Origin of the sequence: Stenotrophomonas sp., assembly GCF_050737575.1 — a bacterium.
GTDB lineage: Bacteria > Pseudomonadota > Gammaproteobacteria > Xanthomonadales > Xanthomonadaceae > Stenotrophomonas.
In genome coordinates this window covers 194820-213390 of record NZ_JBOHXW010000001.1, presented here as the reverse complement: position 1 = coordinate 213390, position 18571 = coordinate 194820, and the positions used below count along the sequence as shown (strand labels likewise).

Sequence of the window (18571 nt, the reverse complement as noted above, 5' to 3'; positions counted from 1 at the left end):
TTCTTTTCGTCGAACCGCGCCTCAGGAGCAGCAAGGCGCCGGATTGCTTGCCGCGTCGCCACGCGCCAGGGTCTTACCGCAATGCGCTGCGCTTCTTTTCGTCGAACCACTTGTCCGCCTGCGCCGGCGAATAATTCCGCATCCACTCCAACATCTGCGTCTGGTCATCGCCGTACCACAGGTCATCGCGCTGTTCCGGGTGCAGGAAGCGTTCGCTGACCATGGTGTCGATCATGCTGATCAACGGCTTGTAGAAATCTTCGATATCCAGGAACGCGCACGGCTTCTTGCCGATGCCCAGCTGGCGCCAGGTCAGCATCTCGAAGATTTCCTCGGCGGTGCCGAAGCCACCGGGCAGGGCGACGAAGGCGTCGGACAGGTCGAACATGCGCGACTTGCGCTCGTGCATCGAACCGACCACTTCCAGCGTGGTCACGCCTTTGTGGGCGACTTCCATATCCACCAGGTGCTGCGGAATCACGCCGGTGACTTCGCCGCCTGCAGCAAGCACGCCATCGGCCACTGCACCCATCAAGCCAGTGCGGCCGCCGCCGTATACCAGTCGCAGACCTTCATTGGCGATGCGCGTGCCCAGCTCGGTGGCGCGTTCGACATAGATGGGCTTGGCGCCGGGATTGGAGCCGCAATAGACGCAGATGGATTTCATGGATTTGGGGCCGGGATTGGGGAGTGGGGAACAGGGAATGAGGGAGGGCGGGGGCGAGGAACACCGCGATAAGGCCGCAGCATGTGAAGCAAAAACGCCGACATCGCTGTCGGCGTTTTTTGAGAGCCGGGAGAGGGGGCATTCCCTGCTCCCCACTCCCACGTTCCCTGCTCTTAGTTCGCCTTATGGATGGCGCGCTTGCTGACCGCCATCGCCGCGTCGTGAATCACTTCCGACAGCGACGGGTGGGCGTGGCAGATACGGGCCAGGTCATCGGCCGAGCCGCTGAACTCCATGGTCAGCACACCTTCGTGCACCAGCTCGGAGACGTTGGCGCCAACCATGTGCATACCCAGCACGCGGTCGGTTTCAGCATGTGCCAGCACCTTGACGAAGCCAGCCGGCTCGATCATCGCCACGGCACGGCCGTTGGCGGCGAACGGGAAGCTGCCGGCCTTGTACGGAATGCCTTCGGCCTTAAGCTGGGCTTCGGTCTTGCCGACCCATGCCAGTTCCGGCTCGGTGTAGATGACCCACGGAATGGTGTCGAAGTTGACGTGACCCGGCAGGCCAGCAATCAGCTCGGCCACGGCCACGCCTTCCTCAAAGCCCTTGTGGGCCAGCATCGGGCCGCGCACGCAGTCGCCAACCGCCCAGACGCCATCGACGCCGGTGTGGCAATGGTCGTCCACTTCGATCTGGCCGCGCTCGTTGACCTTGACGCCGGTGCCGTCGGCCAGCAGGCCCTTGGTTGCAGCGCGACGGCCCACGGCCACCAGCAGCTTGTCCACGGTCAGGGTCTTTTCGCCTTCACCGTCGGTGTAGGTGACGACCACTTCCTTGGTCTTCTTGCCGGTGATTTCGGTCTTGGAGACCTTGGCGCCGAGCTTGATGTCCAGGCCCTGCTTCTTGAATTCGCGTGCAGCAACCTTGGCCACTTCGGCGTCGGCGGCGGCCAGGAATTCCGGCAGTGCTTCCAGGATGGTGACGTCCGAACCCAGACGCTTCCAGACGCTGCCCAGTTCCAGACCGATCACGCCAGCGCCGATCACGGCCAGGCGCTTGGGAACTTCGGTGAAGTCCAGACCGCCGACGTTGTCGACAATGGCGTCGCCGTCGAACTTGGCGAACGGCAGCTCGATGGAATCGGAACCGGCCGCGATGATGACGTTGGTGCCCTTCAGCTCGACTTCGCTGCCGTCATGCTGCTTGACGGTGACGATGTTGCCGGCCTGGAGCTGGCCGAAGCCGTAGTACGCGGTGACCTTGTTGGCTTTGAACAGCTGCGCGATGCCGCCGGTGAACTGCTTCACGATGGCGTCCTTGCGGCCGACCATCTTGCTCACGTCCATCTTGGCGTCGTTGAAGCTGATGCCGTGCTGGTCGAACATGTGGCTCATGTTCCAGTACTGGCGCGAGGAGTCCAGTAGCGCCTTGGACGGGATGCAGCCCACGCGCAGGCAGGTGCCGCCCAGTGCCGGCTTGCCGTCCTTGCCCAGCGCTGCATCGATGCAGGCGGTCTTCAGGCCCAGCTGTGCGGCACGGATGGCCGCGTGGTAGCCGGCCGGGCCAGCACCGATGACGACGACGTCGAATTGTTCAGCCATTTGAGATTCCTTGTTGCCTGTCCCTTCTCCCGCCGGGAGAAGGTGGCGCGTAGCGCCGGATGAGGGTGCGGGTGAGGCTAGCCCTCACCCCAACCCCTCTCCCGCGAGCGGGAGAGGGGCTCAGAGCTGTTACAGACCGAACAACATGCGGCCCGGGTTTTCCAGCTGGTTCTTGATGTCCACCAGGAACTGCACCGAATCCTTGCCGTCGATGATGCGATGGTCATAGGACATGGCCAGGTACATCATCGGCGCGATCACGACCTGGCCGTTTTCGGCGATCGGACGATCCTTGATGGCGTGCATGCCCAGGATGGCGCTCTGCGGCGGGTTGATGATCGGCGTCGACAGCAGCGAGCCGAAGGTGCCGCCGTTGGTCACGGTGAAGGTGCCGCCCTGCAGTTCTTCCAGCGACAGCTTGCCGTCACGGGCCTTCTTGGCGTAGTCGGCGATGGTGCGCTCGATGTCGGCAAAGGACATGCGCTCGACGTTGCGCAGCACCGGGGTCACCAGACCCTTCTCGGTGGACACGGCAATCGAGATGTCCGAGTAGCCGTGATAGATGATGTCGTCACCATCGATCGAGGCATTGACCAGCGGGAAGCGCTGCAGTGCGTTGGCGGCAGCCTTCACGAAGAAGCTCATGAAGCCCAGCTTGATGCCGTGGGCCTTGACGAACTCTTCCTGCAGCTCCTTGCGCGCGGCCGACACCTTGGACAGGTTGACCTCGTTGAAGGTGGTCAGCATGGCGGTCGAGTTCTTCGACTGCATCAGACGCTCGGCGATGCGCTTGCGCATGCGGGTCATCGGCACGCGTTCTTCCGGACGTGCGCCACCGGCCTTGCCGACGCCGCCGTTGCGGGCGAAGTTGACGATGTCTTCCTTGGTCACCGCGCCATGACGGCCAGTGCCGGACACGTCAGCCGGGTTCACGCCTTCGGTGATGGCCGAGAAGCGAGCGCCCGGGGGCAGGGTGTCGGCAGCGGACTTGGCAGCCGGAGCCGGCGCAGCAGCAGCGGCCGGAGCGGCAGCTGCCGGGGCAGCGGCCTTCGGTGCTTCAGCAGCAGCCGGAGCCGGGGCAGCAGCCACGGCGCCTTCTTCGATGATGGCCAGGATCTGGTTGGAGGTGACGGTGTCGCCTTCCTGGAACTTGATTTCCTTCAACACGCCATCAACCGGCGCCGGCACTTCCAGCACAACCTTGTCGGTTTCCAGGTCGAGCAGGTTTTCGTCACGCTTGACCGCTTCACCCACCTTCTTGTGCCAGGAGGCGATGGTGGCGTCGGAGACGGATTCGGGCAGTACCGGTACTTTGACTTCGGTGGCCATGTGGTGAATTTCCTGGTTGCAGATTCTTGGGTAAAGGGGGGCTTATTCGGCGTAGTTGTCGTCGATCTTGTTGACCAGCGCGTCGGCGAGCAACTGTGCGAGTTCGCGCAGGTGATCGGACATGTGGCCAACAGCAGGCGACGGAGAACGCGGACGACCGGCATAGTGCAGCGCCTGGCCATCGGCCACGCATGCCTGCAGGTGGTGCTTGATCTGGTACCACGCACCCTGGTTCATCGGCTCTTCCTGGCACCACACGACGTCGGTGGCCTTGCCGTACTTCTTCAGTTCGGCAGCCAGCGCCGGGCGCGGGAACGGGTAGAGCTGTTCGACACGCACCAGTGCAACGTCATCCTGGCCGCGCTTGGTCACGTCTTCCAGCAGGTCGTAGTAGACCTTGCCCGAACACACGACCACGCGCTTGACCTTCCTCACGTCGGCCTTGGCATCGCCAATCAGGTGCTGGAACTCACCATTGGCCAGTTCGTCCATGCTGGACACGGCCAGCTTGTGACGCAGCAGCGACTTGGGCGACATGACGACCAGCGGCTTGCGGGTAGCCATACGCATCTGGCGACGCAGCATGTGGAATGCCTGCGCCGGGGTCGACGGTACGCAGACCAGCATGTTCTCCAGGGCGCACAGCTGCAGGAAGCGCTCAAGGCGCGCCGAGCTGTGTTCCGGACCTTGGCCTTCATAACCGTGCGGCAGCAGCAGGGTCAGGCCGGAGATACGGCCCCACTTTGCTTCGCCGGAGGCGATGAACTGGTCGATCACCACCTGGGCGCCGTTGGCGAAGTCGCCGAACTGGCCTTCCCAGATGCACAGGGTGTTCGGATCGGTGGTGGAGAAACCGTATTCGAACGCCATCACGGCTTCTTCGCTGAGCAGCGAATCGATGATGGTGGCCTGTTCCGGCGACTCGACCAGCTGACGCAGCGGCAGGTAGTAGTCGTCGGTCTTCTGGTCGTGCAGGATCGCGTGGCGGTGGGTGAAGGTGCCGCGGCCCACGTCCTGACCCACCAGGCGCAGCGCATTGCCTTCGTCCAGCAGCGTCGCGTAGGCCAGGTTTTCAGCAAAGCCCCAGTCGCCCAGCACTTCACCGGCGGCCATCTTGCGACGGTCGTCGTACACCTTGGCCACGCGCGAATGCACTTCCACGCCTTCCGGAATGGTGTTGATCAGGGTGGCCAGCTGGGTCAGCTTGCCCATCTCGACCTTGGTGCTGACCGGATCGGACAGCTTGCCCGACAGGTACTTCGACCAATCCACGTACATCTTGCTGGTGGCCGGGGTCTTTTCGACCTTGGCCAGCTCGGTGGTGACTTCACCGGAGTCCAGCTTGTTGCGGTATGCGTCGACCATGTCCTTGCCGGCGCCGGCAGCAATGACGCCTGCGGCTTCCAGCTGCTCTGCGTAGAGCTCGCGGGTGGTCTTGTGCTTGCGGATCACCTGGTACATCAGCGGCTGAGTGATCGCCGGTTCATCGGCTTCGTTGTGACCCCAGCGGCGGTAGCAGACCAGGTCGATCACGACGTCCTTGTTGAACTGCTGGCGGAAGTCATAAGCCAGCTTGGCGGCGAACACCACCGCTTCGGGATCGTCGCCGTTCACGTGCAGGACCGGGGCAGCGACCATCTTGGCGATGTCGGTGCAGTACAGGGTCGAGCGCGAGTCGTCGCGGTTGGAGGTGGTGAAGCCCACCTGGTTGTTGATGACGATGTGCACGGTGCCGCCGACCGCGAAACCGCGGGCCTGCGACATCTGGAACAGTTCCATCACCACGCCCTGGCCGGCGAATGCAGCGTCGCCGTGGATCAGGACCGGCATCACCTGCTTGCGCGCGGTGTCGTTGCGGCGTTCCTGGCGCGAACGCACCGAGCCGACAACCACCGGATCGGCGATTTCGAGGTGGGACGGATTGAACGCCAGGGCCAGATGCACCGGGCCGCCATCGCTGGCGACGTCGGCCGAGAAGCCCATGTGGTACTTCACGTCACCGGCAACGGCGCGGTCGTCGTGCTCGAACTTGCCTTCGAATTCGTCGAACAACTTGCGCGGGTTCTTGCCGAGGGTGTTGACCAGCACGTTCAGACGGCCGCGGTGGGCCATGCCGATGATCACGTCCTTGACGCCTTCCTTGCCGGCGTCACGGATGATGGTGTCCATCATCGGGATCAGCGAGTCGCCGCCTTCCAGCGAGAAGCGCTTCTGGCCGACGTACTTGGTGTGCAGATAACGCTCAAGGCCTTCGGCCGCGGTCAGGCGCTCCAGGGTGCGACGCTTGGTGTCGGCATCCAGGTTGTAGTTGCCACCGGCGGTTTCGAGGCGCTGGTAGAGCCACTGGCGCTGCTCGACTTCGGCGATATACATGAACTCTGCGCCGATCGAGCCGGCATAGGTCGCCTTCAGGCGCGCAAGCAGGTCACGCAGCTTCATCCGCGGCTGGCCGCCCACGCCACCGGTGCTGAACTCGTCGTTGAGATCGGCATCGCTGAGGTGGTGGAAGGGCAGGCTCAGATCCGGCGGGTTGACCGGCGGGATCAGGCCGAGCGGATCGAGATTGGCGCCGAGGTGGCCGCGCGAACGGTAGGCCGTGATCAGACGGCCGACGTTGCGCTCGCGCTCGTCGCCGGAACCGGCGTTGCCGCCGACCTTGCCGGCGTTCTTTGCGGCTTCGGTGATGTGTGCGATGGCGGCAGAGTGCGGCACATCGCCAGCTTCGCGGCCCTTGAAGCCGTCAAAGTAGGACTTCCATTTGGGGTCCACACTGTCCGGGGAGACGAGGTACTGCTCGTACAGGTCCTCGACATAGGAGGCGTTGCCGCCGGCGAGTTGCGAGGTCTGCGCAAACTGCTTCAGTAGATTGTCCACGATGGAGTGTCGGATTCGCTTGTGGGGTGTGGCTTTGGGAACCGGCGGAGCCTGAGTCGCAGGACGCCGCGCGGGCGTGATTCAACTTGCGAATTATACCCCTCACGGGACAGGAAGGGGCGCAGACACTGTCCCCAGTATTAATACCTGGCCACACCTTGTCCTATGCGGTCAGCGGCTCAAATGCCCAGTGCGCGCAGTGCGCTACAGACGCGTGAACGCTGCCATATGCGCTGGAACAGTTCTTCCTGCATACGCGTGCGTGCCGATGCATCGAGCCAAAGCTCGCCTTCGATGCGTGCACCCATTGGACGAAAGTAGCAGTCGCCTTTGTCGTTGCTGATGGCTGCGGAAACCACCTGGCAGTCCATAGGGTCTACCGGTTCGCGCAGCTGGAACACGCTGGGCAGGCGTTGCGCCAATGCGAGCAGGGCCTCGGGCAGGGCCGGGAGGTCTGTTTCGTGGACGAGCAGTTGCACGGTTTTGTCATGGCGCGCGGTGGCAAAGCGACGCAGTGCACTCAATATCAGTGGCTGGGCCAACAGGTCATCGGTGCCGCGAAGCTGCACGTGCAGGGCACGTCGGGCGTGATGGATCACCGTGGCGGTGGCCGCGATGGCGTGGGCACGTTCTTCGATGCGCATGGCGCCATCCAAACGCATGCGCATGGTCTGGTGGCCGATGCCGGCTTCCTCGAAGGGCGCACCTTCGGTCAGAAACCCGTTGCGGGCATAGAAGTCGCGGGCATGCAGTTGGGCATGCAGGCTGACCTCGCCCCAGTCGCGTTGTTTGGCGGCGTTGACCAGTGTCTGTAACAGCGCATCGCCGACGCCGCGGCTGCGCCAGTCGGCAAGTACGGCCATGCGGCCGATGCGCCGGTCGGGAGTGAGCCGGCCGGCGCCGATGGCATGTCCTTCAGCGTCCACGGCAAGTGCGTGGACGCTGAGGGGATCCAGATCGTCGATTTCCAGTTCCGCCGGCACCCGCTGTTCGTCAACGAACACGGCATGACGCACGCTGTGCAGCAGCTCGCGCTGCACGGCGTAGTCGGCGATTTCAACCTGGAAACCGACGGCGGGGATCATGCGGTCGGGCCGTCTTCGTCCTCGTCTTCGCAGATGACCACCACTTCGACGCCTTCCTCGCTCACCTGCACGGTGTCGATCTGGGCGCTGGCCGGTTCGCCTTCTCCGGCCTGGGTGTACTCGAACACTTCGATTTCAACGTCCGGGGAGCCGTCTTCGTCCTCGTCTTCATCGTCGAAGTCGATTTCTTCGGCCACGACGAGCGCGCTTTCTTCCAGCTCGTCCTCGTCCGCCCACGCGGCTTCGGCAGCCAGCATGTCCTGATCCAGCAACTGATAGAAACCACCGGCCATCAGCTCCAGCACCGCATTGCGGCCCTTGGCCGACAGCTTGCGGTAGGTCGCCGCGTCCAGACGTTCGGTGCCTGCCAGCAGCTGGGCATCCTTGATCGGCAGGGCGAAGTCGTGGCCGGAGCAGTACAGCGAAGCGCCACGGGTGGCACGGCGCCAAGCGGTGCGGGCCCACGGGTGACGCTCAAGCAGGCCGCCATTGGCCAGTTCGGCTTCCACTTCCTCCGGCGAACGCGGGGCCTGCGAGGGCAGGATGTCGCCGGCCGAGCGGTAGGTGGTGATGAAGCGGCCGAACCAGTTGCCGAGGCGATCGGGGTCGTTCATGCGCAGCGCGTTGAGCGCGGTGACCACGCGACGCATGGCGGCATCGTCGATCTCGTTGGTGTCTTCCGGCACCTTCAGATCCGCATCCTGGTAGCGGATGGACTCATCGGCACCGGCGACCAGGTCGTCCAGGTAGTCGCTGATCAGCTCGGCCGAGGACGGTGCGCGCATGCCGAAGGAGAAGGTCAGGCAGGGGTTTTCAGCCACGCCGTTGTGCGGCACGTTCGGCGGCAGGTACAACATGTCGCCCGGGCCGAGGACCCATTCGTGGGTCTTCTTGAACTTCTTGAGCAGCTTCAGCTCGACATCGGGGCGGAAGTCCAGCGACGGGCGCTTGCCCTTGATCGACTCGCTGGCGTCAATCTGCCAGCGGCGTTCGCCGTAGCCCTGCAGCAGGAACACGTCGTACTGGTCGACGTGTGCACCAACCGAACCGCCGGTGGCGGCGAAGCTGATCATCACGTCGTCCATGCGCCAGCGCGGCAGGAACGAGAAGTTCGGCACCAGTGCGCGCACGTCCGGATCCCACTTGTCGACGTCCTGCACCAGCAGGGTCCAGTCGTGGTCGGGCATGCCGGGGAAGTCGTCTTCCTGGAACGGGCCAGTGCGCAGGGTCCAGCCATCGGTGGCGCGGTCATGGATGACCATGCGTGCCAGCGCACCTTCTTCGCAGGCCAGCCCGGCGAGGTCTTCGGGCATCAGCGGGGTTTCGAAATCCGGGAAGGCGCCGCGGATCAGCAGCGGGCGCTTCTGCCAGTAGTCGCGCAGGAAGGTTGCCGGGGCCATGCCCAGCGGCAGGCCGGCGCGGGCCTGGACTTCGATCGGATAGGTCTTTTGCTTGCGTGCAGCCATGGGGGAGTCCTTGCAGCGGGAAAACAGAATCAGGCGCTTGCGCGCGAAGAGGTCGCCATTGTCCCCTTGTTGGGCGCAAACCGCACGGCGGGGGGCTGATCTGGATCAATTGGCGTTGGGGGTGTGTTCGGGGTGTGTGAGCCAGGAGCTTCCCCTCACCCCAACCCCTCTCCCGCAGGCGGGAGAGGGGCTAATGCACTACGAGCCGACGCATTCCGAGCCCCTCTCCCGCGAGCGGGAGAGGGGTTGGGGTGAGGGGAAGCTTCAGCTAGCAACAGCGATGCTCAAAACGCAGAAGAGCCGGCAATGCCGGCTCTTCTGGAGGTACTCAAGTCGCTTGAAACTTAAAACTTAGATGGCCTTGGCCAGTTCCGCTGCCAAACCCACATAACCACCCGGGGTCAGCTCGCGCAGGCGCTGTTTGGCGTCCGCCGGCAGGTCCAGCGATTCGATGAACTCCCGCATCGAATCGGCGGTGATGCCGTGACCGCGGGTCAGGGCTTTCAATTGCTCGTACGGGTTCGGCAGGCCGTGGCGGCGCATCACCGTCTGCACGGCTTCTGCCAGCACTTCCCAGGCAGCATCCAGATCGGCATTGAGGCGCTCCGGATTCACGGTCAGCTTGCCCAGGCCCTTGGCCAGCGATTCCAGGCCGACCTGGCCGTGGCCGAAGGCGGTGCCCACGGCGCGCAGCACAGTGGAGTCGGTGAGGTCGCGCTGCCAGCGGCTGATCGGCAACTTGGCGCTGAAGTGCTCGAACAGCGCATTGGCGATGCCGAAATTGCCTTCGGCGTTCTCAAAGTCGATCGGGTTGACCTTGTGCGGCATGGTCGAGGAACCGACTTCGCCTTCCTTGAGCTTCTGCTTGAAGTAGCCCAGCGAGATGTAGCCCCAGATGTCGCGCGACAGGTCCACCAGAATGGTGTTGGCGCGACGGGCGGCATCGCCGATTTCGGCCACGTTGTCGTGCGGCTCGATCTGCGTGGTGTATGGGTTGAACACCAGGCCCAGCGAGGTGACGAAGCGCTCGGCGAAGGCCGGCCAGTCCACCGCCGGGTAGGAGACGACGTGGGCGTTGTAGTTGCCGACCGCGCCGTTGATCTTGCCGGTCAGCTCGACCGCGCCAATCTGGCGGATCTGACGCTCCAGGCGGGCGACGACGTTGGCCAGTTCCTTGCCCAGCGTAGTCGGCGAGGCGGTCTGGCCGTGGGTGCGCGACAGCATCGGCTGCTCGGCCTGCTCGTGGGCCAGCTTGCGCAGCGAGGCGGCAATGCCGGTGTAGGTGGGCAGCAGCACCTGGCTGCGTGCCTGGCTCAGCATCAGGCCGTAGGACAGGTTGTTGATGTCCTCGCTGGTGCAGGCGAAATGCACGAATTCCAGCGCCGGGGCCAGCTCGGCATCGTCCTTGAGCTGTTCCTTGATGAAGTACTCCACGGCTTTGACGTCGTGGTTGGTGGTGCGCTCGATTTCCTTGACGCGGGCGGCGTTGTCGACCGAGAAGCCCTCGGCCAGTGCGCGCAGCTTGGCTTTGCCAGCGGCAGTGAAGTCGGCCAGTTCGCTGATGCCCGGCTCGGCAGCCAGCGCCAGCAGCCATTCAATTTCCACCTTCACGCGGGCCTTGATCAGGCCGTACTCGGAGAAGATCGGGCGCAGGGCGTCAACCTTGCTGGCGTAGCGGCCATCAAGCGGGGACAGGGCGAGCAACGTGGATTCCGTCATGTCGGCGGGCATTGGGGCAGTGGCGGGGGCGCACATTCTACGCTGCCCGGCGAGGTCACCGCCGGTGGGTCGCAGAATCCCGGCCGTCGCAGGTGCCTTCGCCCAGCCCGGGGCGTATCGTGACGGCAGCCGCCAGCCGGGGAAGTCTGCCCAATGCCAGCCGTAGCTTCCCTTTCCCCAACGAAAGTAGTGCGGAGTTGATGATGAGCAAAGGTTCCAACAAAGGGTTCCGGACGGAACACGACAGCATGGGCGAGCTGCAGGTGCCCGCCGATGCCCTGTGGGGCGCGCAGACCCAGCGCGCGGTACAGAATTTCCCGGTGTCCGGGCAACGCATGCCCCGGGCCTTCATCCGCGCGCTGGGTCTGATCAAAGGTGCCGCCGCCGAGGTGAACACCGGTCTGGGCCTGCTGCCCAAGGGCGTGGGCAAGGCCATCCAGGCCGCCGCGCAGGAAGTGGCCGACGGCGCCCACGACGCGCATTTCCCGATTGACGTCTACCAGACCGGCTCGGGCACCTCGTCGAACATGAATGCCAACGAGGTCATCGCGACCTTGGCCAATCAGGGCGGCAAGGCCGGCAAGACCGCCGTGCACCCGAATGACCACGTCAATCTGGGGCAGAGCTCCAATGACGTGATCCCCACCGCCATCCGCGTCTCGGCACAGCTGGCCACGGTGGAAGACCTGTTGCCGGCGCTCAAGCACCTGCGCAAGACCATCGACAAACGCGCGCGCACGCTCGGCAAAGTGGTCAAGACCGGCCGCACCCATTTGATGGACGCGATGCCGCTGACCTTCGCGCAGGAGTTTGGCGCGTGGTCGGCGCAGCTGGAATCGGCGCAGGCGCGCATTGAAGATTCACTCAAGCGCCTGCGCCGGTTGCCGCTTGGCGGCACCGCCATCGGCACCGGTATCAATGCCGATCCGCGTTTTGGCGGCAAGGTCGCCAAGGTGTTGTCGACCACCACCGGGGTGAAGTTCGACAGCGCAGAAAACAAGTTCGAGGGGCTGGCCGCGCAGGACGACGCGGTGGAGGTTTCAGGTCAGCTCAATGCCTTGGCGGTGGCGCTGATCAAGATCGCCAACGACCTGCGCTGGATGAATGCCGGTCCGCTGGCCGGATTGGGCGAAGTGGAACTGCCGGCACTGCAGCCGGGCAGCTCGATCATGCCGGGCAAGGTCAACCCGGTGATTCCGGAAGCCACGGTCATGGCGGCGGCGCAGGTGATTGGCCACCACACCGCGATCACCGTGGCCGGGCAGACCGGCAATTTCCAGTTGAACGTGACGCTGCCGCTGATCGCCGCCAACCTGCTGGATTCGATCCAGCTGCTGTCCAGCGTGATGAACCTGCTGGCCGACAAGGTGTTCGTTGGCTTGGTGGTCAAACAGGACCGCGTTCGCGAAACACTGGCGCGCAATCCCATCCTGGTGACGGCGCTCAACCCGATCATTGGGTATGAGAAGGCGGCGGCCATCGCCAAGCGCGCCTACAAGGAACAGCGGCCGGTGCTGGAAGTGGCGCTGGAGGACAGTGGGTTGTCCGAGGCCGAACTGAAGCGGCTGCTGGACCCGGCGGCACTGACGCTGGGTGGTATTCACGAGCAGTGAGTAGGTAGCAAGAGCTTTGGCTTCGCTCTAAAAGCCCCTCTTCCGTTTACGGGAGAGGGGTTGGGGTGAGGGGCGCTCTTAAAGCATGTAGAGCAAAAAGCTCCCCTCATCCGCCCCTTCGGGGCACCTCGCTCCGCGCCCCGGCCTCGCACAGCGTGCGAGGCGTTCAGTCATGCACGAGCCAGTGGCTCGTAAGCCGCATGCCTTCACCCCTCAAAAGGGAGAAGGGAGTAGCGGTTGGCCGCTCGTGTCTTTCGGCACCAGTCCGCCTGCAAATGTCTTCCAGCATCAGCGCGCGTACAAATGCAGGCTTAGCCTCAATACAACGCCCGCGGATTAGCCAACGCTTCGCTGTATTCCTTGAACTCGGGAATGCGCTGCGCCAGATCGGCCGGGAACGGCTCTTGGCCCTTGGGAATCACGATTGGCAGGCTGCGTTCTTTTGCTGCGGGTTGCGGTGCGCTGGCTGCATCGGTCAGCGTGTTCTGGCGCAGGATCTGCAGCCTGACGAAGCTGGTCTGCAGCAGCGCGCGCTGCTCGTCGTTCATCGGGATTTCGATGTCGTCCACACGCAGCTGGCCGCTGGGCAGGATGTCCAGGTTCGGATACGGCGCGCGGCGGATGGCGACGCGGTCCGTTGCGACTTCGGTCTTGGGCTTGCTGCGTTCACTGCGGTGCGCAGCGTACTTCTCACGGTCACAGCTGGTAGCCAGCACGGCGAAAGCAACCAGAACGAGCAGAAGCAGTTTTTTCATGACGGTACAGACATCAACGGCGGAGGCCGCATTCTACCGCCCCCGCCGTGCAGGCTGCTCCGGCGCGCGCTGTGCGAGCCGGAGCAGTCATTTGCGGGTCAGCGCACGGTGACGTGGCCGTCGCGGCAGTCGGTGATGTCGCTTTGATCCATCTTTGCGTACGGCTTGAACTCCGGGATCGCGGCGGCCAATTGCTGCTGGGTGGCCAGCATGGCCGGCAGCTGATCGCAGATTTTCGAGGCGCTGGCTTCGAGCTTGGCGGCTTCGGCGTTGATGCGTGCTTCAATTTTTTCTGCATCGCCAGAGAAAATGCCCTTCAGTGCTTCACCGGCGGCACGCGCGCCCAGGTTTGCGCCCTGAATGCCAACTTCAATGCCGGCTTCAGCCACGCTCAGCACTTGCTGGCGGTACTGCAGTGCCAGCGCGCGCTGGCTGTCATTCAAGACCACCGGCGTGCTGTTGATCAGCAGATCGCCCTTGGGTGAGATTTCCACCTTGGTGTCGCCGGTGCCGGATATGCTGATGTTGCTTTCCGCCAGTTCCTTGCGGGCGTCGTTGGTGGCTTCGCGCACCTTCTGGCCGAGCGTGGTGTCCGCGCCGGCAGAGTTGGCTTGCGGGCGCTCGCCGCAGGCCATCAGCGGCAGGCAGAGCAGGGCGGTCAACAAAGGTGTGCGCAGGTTCATGGCAAAGGCTCCTCTAGATGGCGGTGGGCTTAGTGCTGCGCGATGGTGTGGCGGAGTTCGCTGTCGCAGCTGTCGATGTCTTCCTGGTCCAGGTTCGCGTAGGGCTGGAACTGGGGGATGCTGGTGGCCAGTGCCTGCTGCGATACCAATACCGCCGGCAGGCGCTGGCAGATCTGCGACACCATCGGTTCGATGTGCTCCTTCACCAGCGTTTCGACGCGACGTTCCAGTCCGCCAGTGAGCCCGCCGACGATCAGGCTGAATATCGAGACGTCGGTGGCCTGCAACGCCGCCATGGCGGCTTTCTCGCCGACGTCGATACCGGCTTTCGCGATGCCCAGCACCTGGCCGCGATAGTCCAGCAACAACTGGCGCTGTTGGGCGTTGGTGGCCACTGTCTTGCCGTCGATGACGAGTTCCCCGGCCGGCGTGATGTGCGCGTCGGGCAGGTCCTTATTCGACGACTTGGCCTGCGAGCGCTTGCCGATATTGAAGCTGTTGCCCAAGGAAAGGTTTTCGGTTTCCAGTTCGGCGCGGGCGGTGGCCATTTCCGCGCGCACTTCATCGCGACTGTTGGCCATTTCACGTTTGATCTCGGCGTTTACGCCCGCCGATGGTGGGTTGGCTTGCGCTGCCAGCGGCAGACACAGCAGCAGTGCGATGAGCGGCGTCTTGATCTTGTTCATGGGCAGCTTCCGTTGCAGATCAATAAAGATGAGGAATCAACGCTTCTTGGGCAGGCTGACCGCACCGGTAATGCCGGAGTGATTGACCGAACCGCTGCCCACGCGCTGCACGCTGAGGCTGGCCGCGTTGCGCACTTCCAGATCGCCCGAGCCCACCTCACCTAGCGTCACCGCGCCGTGTGCATCACTGACATCCACATCGCCGGAGCCGATGCTCTCGATGCTGACCGCGCCCTGCACGCCACGCAGCTCGACATCGCCGGAACCGACCGTGCCGACCCGTACATCACCGCGTACCTCGCGCGCCTTGACGTCGCCCGAGCCCACCGACAACACATACAGCGAGCCGACGTTGTAGAACTCCGCATCGCCTGAACCCACCGCCGTGGTAGCCAGCTCCTTGATGTCGCGGGCCACCACGTCACCGGAACCGACATCGGCGCTCATGGAGCGGGCGCCGGTCAAGGACGCATCACCGGAGCCGACCTTCAGCTGGACCAGGATGTCGTCCGGCAAGGTGCCGGACAGATCCAGATACGAGTAGGTGCTGCCGCCGAAGTTGAAATTCAGCCCCTGGTGGTCGCGCGCCAGTTTCACGACCAGCTTGTCGCCCACCTTCTCCTGCGTGACCGTCAGCCGCTCAAGCAGATCCTGGGTGGAGGCGCAGGCACGGCCCGACACCGCAGGCTTGGCGCCCTGCGTCGCCTGCAAGCGCAGATCGTGGCTGTTCACCTCGAACACCACCGCCTTGGCGCCGCTCAGATCCAGGTCCAATGCGCGCGGCTGGCTGAACTTGCAATGCTCCTCAGCGGCGAATGCGCTGATCGGCAGCAGGGTAAGGGCGAGCAGAAGGGGTTTGATATTCATCTCGTTTCCTTGCGATGACGGAAGAAAGTCAGATTTCGTCGCGACGCTTGCGCAGCCAGATGGCGGCAGCGATGAACACTACGCCGACGACAGCACCAATCCACAACTGCGGATCGGCCAGCGAGGCGAATTGATCGGCCGGGGTCAGCCCGCTCAGCACCGATTGCAGCGATTCATCACGCGGGGCGTCAGCCTTGTAGGCCATCTCGATGCCCGGCACGAAGCCCAGCAGCAGGCGTCCCACCACATTCGCCCAGAACCAACTGCCATCGATGGCGGCGATCTTGGTGAACTGGATCGAGCTGACGATGATGCCGGCGAACAGCGGCACCATCACTGCCCAGAGGAACGGCTTGGTCTTGGCCCAGGCCGAGCACATCAGCAACCAGCCGGCGGTCGGCAGTGCCCACAAGGCATAGACCGGAACCCAGCAGATCAGGCCGGCGACGATGATCATCGGGCTGGCAGGGCCCCAGATCAGTTGCATCGGGCTGCCGCCGTGGGCCAGCAATACCAGGCTGATGATGATGGCAAAGGTGAACATCGCCACGATGCCGATCAACATCGCGAACACCGGCGCCACGATCAAGGCGCTGAATACCTTGGAAAGTACGGTTTGTGCATCGGACACCGGCATCGACTTCCAGAACAGCACGCTGCGATCGCGGCGGTCGTCATACAGGGCGCCCAGGCAGTAGAAAAACGCCACGAAGCCCAACACCAGGAACGGCCATGCGGAGCTCACCACCAAGGTGAAATCCATGCCGTTGGCCCATTGCACCATGTCATGCGGCGTCATCTGTGCGGTCAACATCTTCACGTCGAGACCGTTGACGTTGACACCGTTGACGTGGAGGTCGCCTTGGTTGGCGGCACGGCGCACTGCGAACAGCCCGGCCACGATTGCCAGCACGGCCAAGGTCAGCGAGATGGCGCTGGCAATCACGGGCGCCCAGAAAAAGCCGCCCTTGTTTTCCCAGTACTCGCGCTTGAGCAGCCACTTGAATTTATTGAGCGGGGAGATGGAGTGGGCGGCGTTCATGCGTAGGTTCCCTTCATGATGGCCACGAACATGTCGGCCAGGCCGGGGTTGCGGGTTTCGCCCAAAGCGACCAGGCGGTTGCGGTCCACACCGTCGAACAACAGTACGGTCTTGCCGAACGGCAGGCTGCGTTCGTCGATTGGGCCAAGGGCGCGCGCTGCTTCCAGCGTTTCGGCCGAGGCCAGGACTTCGGTGTAGCGCTCGGACATGGTTTCCATGTCGGCCGACAGCACGATCTTGCCGTCGCGGATGAACAGCACGTCGGTGAGGATGTGCTCGATCTCTTCCACCTGGTGGGTGGTGACGATGATGGTCTTCTGCTCGTCGAAGTAGTCTTCCAGCAGGCGCTGGTAGAACTCCTTGCGGTAGAGGATGTCCAGGCCCAGGGTCGGTTCGTCCAGCACCAGCACCTTGGCGTCGATGGCCATCACCAACGCCAGATGCAGCTGCACCACCATGCCCTTGGACATTTCACGCACGCGTTGCTTCGGGTGCAGCTTGGTGTTGGCCAGGAAGCGCTCGCAGCGGGCGCGGTCAAAGCGCGGATGCACGCCGGCGACGAAGTCGATGGCTTCCTTCACCCGGATCCAGCGCGGCAGCACCGCCACGTCGGCGATGAAGCACACATCATTCATCAGGGCGTTGCGCTGGCTGCGCGGGTCCATGCCCAGCACCTGCAGGTCGCCTTCAAACGCGGTCAGGCCGAGCAGGGCCTTGAGCGCGGTGGTCTTGCCGGCGCCGTTGGGGCCGATCAGGCCAACGATGCGGCCCGGCTCGATGGTGAAGTTGGTGTTGTCCAGCGCCGGCTTCTGCCGGTAGACCTTGCGCAGGCCCTTGGCGGAAATAACGGCTTCGACGGCGGCATTCATAGCGTGGTCCCCGGTGGCAGCAGATCTTTCATGGTCAAGCCCAGACGCTGGATGCGCTCCAGCACGTTGGGCCACTCATCGTTGAGAAAACGTTCGCGCTCGTTGCCGCGCAGTTTCAGCGCAGCCTCCTCGGTCATGAACATGCCAAGGCCACGGCGCTTCTCGACCAGATTCTCGTCGGCCAGCTCTTGATAGGCACGCGAGACGGTGATCGGGTTGAGTTGATATTCGGCGGCAACCTGCCGGACCGAGGGCAGGGCATCGCCCGGCTTGAGAATGCCGTCCAGCATCATCGCGATCACGCGATCCTTCAGCTGGCGGTAGATGGGAGCGCCATCGCTCCACTGGATATCGCTCATGGGTCAGCTCCGCGGGTTCAGCGACTGTGCGAACGAGAAGTACGGCATGGACAGACTTGTCCGCATCCGCCGTGCCGGTCGTTTCGCATTGGGTTGGGCGGTAGCATCCTGCTCAGTACCAGCCACCTCGGCGGCATAATTCCGCTCGCTGGCAGCACCGACTTGCGGTGATGCTGCGCAACCGAGCAGAAGCAGGGCGCCGGAGGCGACCATTGCCTGAAAAACGTGCTTGCCATGCTGTGTGCTCATCGCGGCCCCTGTGCAGGGTGGCTGGTGTTGTATGCAACTATAACACCGACACGCCGGCATGCAACTCCCAAGTTACCCAACTGATGGCCTATGCCGCATTTATGCGCAAAGCCCCTCCGGAGAAAGAAGATGAAAGTTCGCAAGTTGCTGATTGGAATGATGTTTGTGGCGGGCATTGGTGCGGCGACCGGTGTGATGGCCGGGCCGTTGTTGGACCGCGCATTCCGCCCGTTGGCCGGTGCCGGTGATGTAAACCTGAATCAAGCCTACGGCGGCAAGGTGCTGCTGATCGTCAATACGGCCTCCAAGTGCGGGTTCACGCCGCAGTACGAAGGCCTGGAGGCTCTCAATCAGGAACTGTCGGGGCGTGGCTTCGCCGTGCTGGGTTTCCCCTCCAATGACTTCAAGGGACAGGAGCCGGGCAGCGAGGCGCAGATTCAGGAGTTCTGCACGCTGACTTACGGAGTCAAGTTTCCAATGTTCCAGAAGGTGCACGTGATCGGCCCGGAGGCCACGCCGCTGTACCGCGATCTGACCAGTGCCACCGGCGTTGCGCCGGCATGGAATTTCCACAAATACCTGGTTTCGCGCGATGGCCGGGTAGTGGCGCAGTTCCCCAGCAAGGTGCGTCCGGATGACCCGGCGCTGCGTGCGGCCATCGAACGTGAACTGGCCACACCTGCTCCGCAGCGCTGATCGCC

General features: G+C 63.7%; 16 protein-coding genes. 2 read left to right on the top strand and 14 right to left on the bottom strand.

Translation table 11 applies throughout. The annotated features are described in order from the left end of the window. Positions 1 to 73: 73 nt before the first annotated feature. From ACREP4_RS00935 to purB, 7 genes are all read right to left on the bottom strand, one after another. A complete protein-coding gene (locus ACREP4_RS00935) occupies positions 74 to 667 on the bottom strand; it encodes a TIGR00730 family Rossman fold protein (protein WP_431594336.1) in 594 nt (197 codons plus the stop codon). Between the two features lie 173 nt (positions 668 to 840). Beyond that, entirely contained in the window at positions 841 to 2274 is a 1434-nt protein-coding gene (lpdA, locus tag ACREP4_RS00930) for a dihydrolipoyl dehydrogenase (RefSeq protein WP_431594335.1), read from the bottom strand. Positions 2275 to 2403: 129 nt separating this feature from the next. Next, positions 2404 to 3603 carry a dihydrolipoyllysine-residue succinyltransferase gene (gene sucB / locus ACREP4_RS00925; RefSeq protein WP_431594334.1) on the bottom strand — a complete coding sequence of 400 codons (1200 nt, stop codon included), beginning with the start codon at positions 3601 to 3603 and terminating at the stop codon, positions 2404 to 2406. 42 nt (positions 3604 to 3645) lie between these two features. Next, a complete protein-coding gene (locus ACREP4_RS00920) occupies positions 3646 to 6477 on the bottom strand; it encodes a 2-oxoglutarate dehydrogenase E1 component (RefSeq protein ID WP_431594333.1) in 2832 nt (943 codons plus the stop codon). A gap of 179 nt (positions 6478 to 6656) precedes the next feature. After that, the gene (locus tag ACREP4_RS00915; RefSeq protein WP_431594332.1) at positions 6657 to 7562 is read right to left on the bottom strand and encodes a GNAT family N-acetyltransferase; all 906 of its coding nucleotides are present in this window, start codon (positions 7560 to 7562) and stop codon (positions 6657 to 6659) included. After that, entirely contained in the window at positions 7559 to 9028 is a 1470-nt protein-coding gene (locus ACREP4_RS00910) for a JmjC domain-containing protein (RefSeq protein WP_431594331.1), read from the bottom strand. The genes ACREP4_RS00915 and ACREP4_RS00910 overlap by 4 nt, the downstream gene beginning before the upstream one ends. Positions 9029 to 9379: 351 nt before the next feature. Next, a complete protein-coding gene (gene purB / locus ACREP4_RS00905) occupies positions 9380 to 10747 on the bottom strand; it encodes an adenylosuccinate lyase (protein ID WP_431594330.1) in 1368 nt (455 codons plus the stop codon). Positions 10748 to 10950: 203 nt separating this feature from the next. On the opposite strand from purB, the gene ACREP4_RS00900 reads away from it, so the two are divergent. Further along, positions 10951 to 12360: a class II fumarate hydratase gene (locus tag ACREP4_RS00900; RefSeq protein ID WP_431594329.1), complete on the top strand. Its 1410-nt coding sequence runs from the start codon at positions 10951 to 10953 to the stop codon at positions 12358 to 12360. A gap of 317 nt (positions 12361 to 12677) precedes the next feature. Here the strand turns inward: ACREP4_RS00900 and ACREP4_RS00895 are convergent, their stop codons facing one another. The 7 genes from ACREP4_RS00895 to ACREP4_RS00865 form a co-directional block, all read right to left on the bottom strand. Beyond that, on the bottom strand, positions 12678 to 13115 hold the full coding sequence (locus ACREP4_RS00895) for a hypothetical protein (RefSeq protein WP_431594328.1): 438 nt from the start codon (positions 13113 to 13115) through the stop codon (positions 12678 to 12680). Between the two features lie 98 nt (positions 13116 to 13213). Further along, positions 13214 to 13798 carry a DUF2884 family protein gene (locus ACREP4_RS00890; protein WP_431594327.1) on the bottom strand — a complete coding sequence of 195 codons (585 nt, stop codon included), beginning with the start codon at positions 13796 to 13798 and terminating at the stop codon, positions 13214 to 13216. Positions 13799 to 13827: 29 nt separating this feature from the next. After that, on the bottom strand, positions 13828 to 14484 hold the full coding sequence (locus ACREP4_RS00885) for a hypothetical protein (protein WP_431594326.1): 657 nt from the start codon (positions 14482 to 14484) through the stop codon (positions 13828 to 13830). A gap of 36 nt (positions 14485 to 14520) precedes the next feature. Next, positions 14521 to 15351 (bottom strand): DUF4097 family beta strand repeat-containing protein, encoded by an 831-nt coding sequence (locus ACREP4_RS00880; protein WP_431594325.1) that lies wholly within the window; start codon positions 15349 to 15351, stop codon positions 14521 to 14523. Positions 15352 to 15379: 28 nt separating this feature from the next. Continuing rightward, positions 15380 to 16393 (bottom strand): hypothetical protein, encoded by a 1014-nt coding sequence (locus tag ACREP4_RS00875; RefSeq protein WP_431594324.1) that lies wholly within the window; start codon positions 16391 to 16393, stop codon positions 15380 to 15382. After that, positions 16390 to 17262, bottom strand: coding sequence for an ABC transporter ATP-binding protein (locus ACREP4_RS00870; RefSeq protein ID WP_431594323.1), 873 nt, complete (start codon positions 17260 to 17262; stop codon positions 16390 to 16392). Before ACREP4_RS00870 ends, ACREP4_RS00875 begins: the two co-directional genes overlap by 4 nt. Beyond that, positions 17259 to 17621, bottom strand: a complete 363-nt coding sequence (locus tag ACREP4_RS00865) for a GntR family transcriptional regulator (protein ID WP_431594322.1) — start codon at positions 17619 to 17621, stop codon at positions 17259 to 17261. Before ACREP4_RS00865 ends, ACREP4_RS00870 begins: the two co-directional genes overlap by 4 nt. A 408-nt stretch (positions 17622 to 18029) precedes the next feature. Between ACREP4_RS00865 and ACREP4_RS00860 the strand changes: the two genes are divergently transcribed. Then, positions 18030 to 18566, top strand: a complete 537-nt coding sequence (locus tag ACREP4_RS00860; protein ID WP_431594760.1) for a glutathione peroxidase — start codon at positions 18030 to 18032, stop codon at positions 18564 to 18566. The last annotated feature ends 5 nt before the right edge of the window (positions 18567 to 18571 follow it).